This window comes from Streptomyces sp. NPDC058375 (assembly GCF_042723425.1).
Classification (GTDB): domain Bacteria; phylum Actinomycetota; class Actinomycetes; order Streptomycetales; family Streptomycetaceae; genus Streptomyces; species Streptomyces durocortorensis.
The window spans coordinates 1-2,176 of record NZ_JBHXJG010000464.1 but is presented as its reverse complement, the minus strand read 5'-3'; the positions used below and the strand labels follow the sequence as shown (position 1 = coordinate 2,176).

Sequence of the window (2,176 nt, the reverse complement as noted above, 5' to 3'; positions counted from 1 at the left end):
GAGATCCGGGCCGTCGTCATGTCCGCCCGCATGAAAGGAGCCGGGCCCGCCTGTCCGACAGGCGGGCCCGGCTTCCTGAAGCAAGGCGGCTCAGGCGGTGGCGGCGCAGTTCGGGCAGACGCCGCGGTACGTCACCTCGACGCCGGAGACCATGAAGCCGTAGCGCTCGTCCGCCGGCAGGTCCGCCAGCGGGTTGCCCGCCGGGTGGACGTCCCGGATGGCGCCGCACTGCGCGCACACCAGGTGGTGGTGGGGGCGGTGCGCGTTCGGGTCGTAGCGCTTGGCCCGGCGGTCGGTGGAGACCTCCAGCACCTCGCCGAGGGACACCATCTCGCCGAGGGTGTTGTAGACGGTGGCGCGCGAGATCTCGGGCAGCCGGGAAACGGCCCTCGCGTGGACCTCGTCCGCCGTCAGGTGCACGTGGTCCCCGTCGAGGACCTCGGCCACGACACGCCGCTGCGCCGTCATGCGCCAGCCGCGTCCACGAAGTCGTTCCAGCAGGTCGCTCATGCGGCCAGCCTAACAGTGGGGGGACCGAGTCCCGATCGGGTGTGACTTTGGATGCCAACTTGACTTAGACATTGTCCATTGTAGGATCGGGAACGGCATTGGCCAAAGGACAGGGCTGTACAGGATTGACCGCTGTGCAGGGATACGCCGCAGGAGGCGCACGTGACGCAGGGACCGCTGACGACGGAGGCCGGCGCGCCGGTTGCCGACAACCAGAACAGTGAGACCGCGGGCCCCGGCGGTCCCGTTCTCGTGCAGGACCAGGCGCTGCTGGAGAAGCTCGCCCACTTCAACCGCGAGCGCATCCCGGAGCGCGTCGTGCACGCCCGCGGCGCCGGCGCGTACGGCACCTTCACGCTGACCCGCGACGTCTCGCGGTGGACCCGGGCGAAGTTCCTCTCCGAGGTCGGCAAGCAGACCGAGACCTTCCTGCGCTTCTCGACCGTCGCGGGCAACCTCGGTTCCGCCGACGCGGTGCGCGACCCTCGTGGCTTCGCGCTGAAGTTCTACACCGAGGAGGGCAACTACGACCTCGTCGGCAACAACACCCCGGTGTTCTTCATCAAGGACGCCATCAAGTTCCCCGACTTCATCCACACCCAGAAGCGCGACCCGTACACCGGCTCGCAGGAGGCGGACAACGTCTGGGACTTCTGGGGGCTGTCGCCCGAGTCGACGCACCAGGTGACCTGGCTCTTCGGCGACCGCGGCATCCCGGCCACGCTGCGCCACATGAACGGGTACGGCTCGCACACCTACCAGTGGAACAACGAGGCCGGCGAGGTCTTCTGGGTCAAGTACCACTTCAAGACCGACCAGGGCATCAAGAACCTCACCACCGAGGAGGCCGTCCGGCTCTCCGGCGTCGACCCCGACAGCCACCAGCGCGACCTGCGCGAGTCGATCGAGCGCGGTGACTTCCCGTCCTGGACGGTGCAGGTCCAGATCATGCCCGCGGCGGACGCCGCGACGTACCGCTTTAACCCGTTCGACCTCACCAAGGTGTGGCCGCACGCGGACTACCCGCCGATCGAGATCGGCAAGCTGGAGCTCAACCGCAACCCGGAGAACATCTTCGCCGAGGTCGAGCAGTCGATCTTCAGCCCCGCGCACTTCGTGCCGGGCATCGGCCCGTCCCCGGACAAGATGCTCCAGGGCCGCCTCTTCGCCTACGGCGACGCCCACCGCTACCGCGTCGGCATCAACGCCGACCACCTGCCGGTGAACCGCCCGCACGCCACCGAGGCGCGGACCAACAGCCGCGACGGCTTCCTCTACGACGGCCGACACAAGGGCGCCAAGAACTACGAGCCCAACAGCTTCGGCGGCCCCGCCCAGACCGACCGGCCGCTGTGGCAGCCGCTCCCGGTCACCGGCGCCACCGGCAACAGCGAGGCCCCTCGTCACGCCGAGGACAACGACTTCGTCCAGGCGGGCGACCTCTACCGGCTGATGTCGGAGGAGGAGAAGGGCCGTCTCGTGGAGAACCTGGCCGGGTTCATCGCCAAGGTCTCGCGCGACGACATCGCAGAGCGCGCGATCGACAACTTCCGCCAGGCGGACGGCGACTTCGGCAAGCGGCTGGAAGCCGCGGTCCAGGCCCTTCGCGGCTGACCGGACGCTTGTCGTCGACGGTGGGCCGGATCCCCTCGCGGGGGTCCGGCCC

At 69.1% G+C, this 2,176-nt stretch carries 2 protein-coding genes; one reads left to right on the top strand and one right to left on the bottom strand.

Annotation, left to right across the window (positions count from 1 at the left end; translation table 11 throughout):
- Nucleotides 1–90 precede the first annotated feature (90 nt).
- Entirely contained in the window at nucleotides 91–510 is a 420-nt protein-coding gene (locus ACFWM7_RS35050; protein WP_383268771.1) for a Fur family transcriptional regulator, read from the bottom strand.
- Between the two features lie 162 nt (nucleotides 511–672).
- Between ACFWM7_RS35050 and ACFWM7_RS35045 the strand changes: the two genes are divergently transcribed.
- Entirely contained in the window at nucleotides 673–2,124 is a 1,452-nt protein-coding gene (locus ACFWM7_RS35045) for a catalase (protein WP_383268769.1), read from the top strand.
- The last annotated feature ends 52 nt before the right edge of the window (nucleotides 2,125–2,176 follow it).

Bases quoted from the DNA above. Each gene is read 5' to 3' on its own strand.
- ACFWM7_RS35050 (WP_383268771.1), bottom strand. From the start codon at position 510: ATGAGCGACCTGCTGGAACGACTTCGTGGACGCGGCTGGCGCATGACG.